Below are 3,937 nucleotides of genomic sequence, written 5' to 3' on the forward strand. Positions count from 1 at the left end.
CCAACTTCGCCCGAGCTCGGTTCACTTCATGTGCGTCCACACCCCCCAACATGCCCCCAAACAGGACCGCGAGACAGACCTAACGGAGTCCTACTAGTGACTACGTCCTCTACGATAAGCACTCGGCGCTCTTGACCTGTCTCAACGCAGTTCGACCGGTCTCACTGAACTTTGACCACTGGCTGTTTCGTCTCATCGAAGTTTGATCACGCCTGGTCAAGCTCGTGAGGCCGGACCCGACGCCGGAGCGTGGGCCCTCCGAGGGTGTCAGGCCAAGAGGCTGCGTGACACAACATGTTTGTGACAAGGGCTTTCATCGACCAGACTCCGGTGGCACACGATCAAGGTTCAGTGGGGCAGGCCAGCGACCATGCAGGCCGCCGACGGTCACCCTTCAAGATCGCAACTGTCCGGTGGGGGATCCCCTAGCGAACAACCTTGATCTGTCGATCTGTCGGCCGCCTGCTCGGAGTAGTACCTGCTGCCGGGTGGATTCATGCCCGAATGCCGGGGCCCTGGATTCAATATCCAGGGCCCCGACATTCGGCCGTGCTAGGTGTTCGGGTAGATCGTGGGTTTAGCTACAGACCGAGGCGATGCAGACATTGATGTTCTTGATCGTGACGCTGGGGTTGAAGGACTTGTAGGTGTCGACCGTCACGTTCTTCAGAGCTGTCACGTTGACGGCGGCGTTGTTGAGGTTGTTCTCCAGCACGCTGAGCTCGTTGTCGGTCAGCGTCCGGCTCCCCGTGATCTTCACGATCACCGGGCCGACGTCCGTGGCGTTGCAGGTGACTACGTTGGCGAGGCCGTTGCTGCAGCTGTAGTGGCCTGTAGCGGACGCAGTGGAGGCACCCCCCAGCAGAACGGCCGGGATCAGGCCCATGAACACAGCGGCGGGGACAAGCAGCTTCTTCACGACGGGTGACTTCCTCTCGTATTACCGCCCTCCCCCGGAGCTCCCCATCCCTTGCCTGCACTCACGCAGACGGGACGTAAGAGAACCCCAGGGGCTTCCAGTGCCTTGACCTTGCCAACCGCACGCCCCTCACACCCCGACCCGGAAGGGGCCACCCAGATAGGCGACTTCAATTCGCCCTGTTCGAAAAAGGATTGCTGGCGCTTCGTGACCCCGTTCGTAGAACCCGAGGCCACTCCCGGCTGAGCCGGCTCCCGGGCTCCGCACGGCACCACCGGCCCGGGTCCCGACCGCCTGTCGACTGCGCAGCCCGTCGCTGCGCAGCCTTCGGCCAACAACTGAGGGTGCAGGCGAGGCGTGGTGCGCGGTGATGTGCTCCCGCACGCGTTGCGGCACTGCTCCGGGCTGGTGTGTGACCCGGGGCAAACCGGCGATCTGCAGGGGTCCGGCCTGAGCACGATCCCGAACTGGTGGCTTTCCTGACGCGAAACGGCATCCGGATCTGAGGGATCCGCTGTTCTGGTGGGCTTCGACGCGCTTCGGGGCGGCGGTCCCTCGGCGGGGGCTTGCTGGTCTGCTCAGGAACCGAACACGACCTCCCGCCTGCCCCTCGCAAGCCCAAACAGCCGCGAACGTAAGAGCAGACACCGGTCAAACTTCGGTGAGATCGGTCAAAGTTCACTGAGACGGGTCAGCTCTGCGATGTCCGCCCTTCAGCCAGGCGGCGCGTTCCATACGACTTGGCCTGCTTGCGAACCAAGACGCAGAGAAGGCCGGTGGGTCGGCCGAGCGCGGCGACGACCGGGATACCACCCATCTCGAGGTCAGCCAGCACCTCCGTGCCCTTCGGCAGGAGCGTGGCTATCGCCTGGGCGATGGCATCGAGGAGAACAGGGTCGCCTTCGAAGCGGTACTTGTCGAAGTGCTCCGAGGCCGCCGGGAGGGAGATCTCTCCGTCTGGCCGCACCGCGCACCGTCACCGTGCGTAGGCAGGGTGCCGTGCACTCCCGCGTCACGGTGCGCACCATCGGGTGGGAGTGCACGACATCGTGCGCACCGGCCGGGGAGTGGACGCCACCGAGTGCGCAGTCGAGTCCACTCGGTGCGCACCATCCGGTGGGGAGTGCGGTGCATCCTGCACAACTCATCGCGCCGCGCGTACACCGGTGCGCACCCGCGCGCCGCCGTCCCCGATGGACGGTGCGCGTGGCGCGCGACGGTCACCAGGCGTCGGCTCTACGATCCGCGCGTGGGACAGACCCCGGCACAGAAGGCCGCCAAGGCGGCACGCGGGCAGCAGCTCGGCAAGGCTCAGCGCGAGGCGCTCAAGAAGGCCCAGGCTGCCGCCAAGAAGAAGGCGGCAGCGAAGAAGAAGGGGTTGGCCAAGAAGGCCGCGGCGAAGAAGACGCCGGCGAAGAAGGCGGTGCCGGCGCCGCGTGGGTCGGTGCGGGCCGCGTACCCGGGCACCTGCCCGGCCTGCTTCAAGGACTACGGCAAGGGCGATGTCATCATGAAGGTGACCGACGGCTGGGGACACCCCGGCTGCACGCCCCGGCAGATGTCGGCAGCCGAGCGGGAGTTCGCCAGGAACAAGGCCAGGATCGAGAGCGGCGAGACATTCCGCGGCCACAAGCCCTCGGACTGGCGGCCCGGAGCCTCGCCGTCCAGCACCCGCCCAGTCCGCTGACCTCACGCCGGGCGATGTGGTTTCCCTCACGCGCAAACCCGTTCAGTACAGGGCCAGTCAAGGCGAAAACGGACACCCGTCGGCGGTGACCGTCAGACCGCGGACAAGGGGTGCTTCCTCACGGTGGCCCCGGCCCGCGCGCAGATCCGCGCGCGTGCCGGATGACCGCCGACCCGGCCGCAGGCCGGAGAAAACCGAGGACACCGTGTCCGCCGACCACACGCCCGTCCCTGACCGAGAGCTGCACTCCACCGCCGACTGGACCTCTGCCGGCGACGTGGACCAGGTCCCGCAGATCCCCTCCATGGGCCCCTCCATCACCCCCTCCACGGGTACGGCGACCGGGCCAGCGAGGCCGCGGCCGTCGTCGACACGCTCCTGGAGGACCTCGGCGCCACCGTCAACCTGCGCGAGCACTGGAAGGCCCCGAAGGGCCTGACGGCGCTGTTCAACGAGGAACACAAGCGCGGCGCCGAACTCACCCGCGCCGCCCTGCTCCACGCGCGAATGACCCCGCCTCGCATACGCTGACCACCCTTGGTGCCGCGGCCGCCGGGCCCCGTCGAGGCACCCAATACAGCAGCGTGTATCTGGTCCACACTGTGCGGACCAGGCCGGCTGGCCCGTACTGGCCCACGACCACCACAGCGACGCATGGTGCGGGGTCAACTTGCCATCCAAGCCACCGATCAGGCCGAACTGTCGCCCTGAAGTCGGGAGTTGCCCCGGAATCGGCTCAGCCCCCGGTCTCACCGGTGACGAGATCGGGGCCGAATTAGCGGGGGCGGTGGACACGAGGCAAGGGGGCGGCCCCCTTGCCCAGGGTGCGGTGAGTGGGGGCCGCCCAGGCCCTGGCCGGTCACAAGCGCAAGGCACTACGACGTTACGGCGAAGGCCCAGCCTGCGCCGCCTGAACGTGCCTTCCGGGTGAGCGCGGCGCTCCGCGCGGTCCGTGAGCCATCCAGCCAGGCTGATGCTTCGCCCGGGCGGCGCCGGAGCGGGCTCGAGGTGAACGCGGGGCTTGCGCGGGCGTGCGGCGCGAACCACTCCGCGGGGCGGGTCGGTTCGGGGCTGGCCTGGTGGTGAGCGCGGGGTGGCTGGGGGTGGCGGGCCCTGGCGAACAATTGAGCGACAAACGTGATGTCGCTCCAGCACGCTGCGTGAATGCAGGTCACACCCTGGGTCACAAATGGACGGTGGCGCTCCGTCAAGAACACATGTCGCAGAGTCAACTCCCGATGGTGTCCCCTTTCGTGGTGTTGGCGATCAATCGGTAGGCGTGTTCGGGTTGTTGGGTAGCGCGGGGGCGCTTTCGGGGCGTTCGCGGTAGA

3 protein-coding genes are annotated in these 3,937 nt (G+C 67.3%); 1 reads left to right on the forward strand and 2 read right to left on the reverse strand.

All coding sequences use genetic code 11. The features are described 5' to 3' along the window. Nucleotides 1-577 precede the first annotated feature (577 nt). Nucleotides 578-919: a hypothetical protein gene (locus ACFYOH_RS44470; protein WP_388637990.1), complete on the reverse strand. Its 342-nt coding sequence runs from the start codon at nt 917-919 to the stop codon at nt 578-580. A gap of 691 nt (nt 920-1,610) precedes the next feature. Then, nucleotides 1,611-1,886: a hypothetical protein gene (locus tag ACFYOH_RS44475; RefSeq protein ID WP_388637993.1), complete on the reverse strand. Its 276-nt coding sequence runs from the start codon at nt 1,884-1,886 to the stop codon at nt 1,611-1,613. Between the two features lie 282 nt (nt 1,887-2,168). On the opposite strand from ACFYOH_RS44475, the gene ACFYOH_RS44480 reads away from it, so the two are divergent. Further along, on the forward strand, nt 2,169-2,606 hold the full coding sequence (locus tag ACFYOH_RS44480; protein ID WP_388637996.1) for a hypothetical protein: 438 nt from the start codon (nt 2,169-2,171) through the stop codon (nt 2,604-2,606). Nucleotides 2,607-3,937 lie beyond the last annotated feature (1,331 nt).

It is taken from the genome of Streptomyces sp. NPDC007856, assembly GCF_042868225.1.
GTDB lineage: Bacteria > Actinomycetota > Actinomycetes > Streptomycetales > Streptomycetaceae > Streptomyces.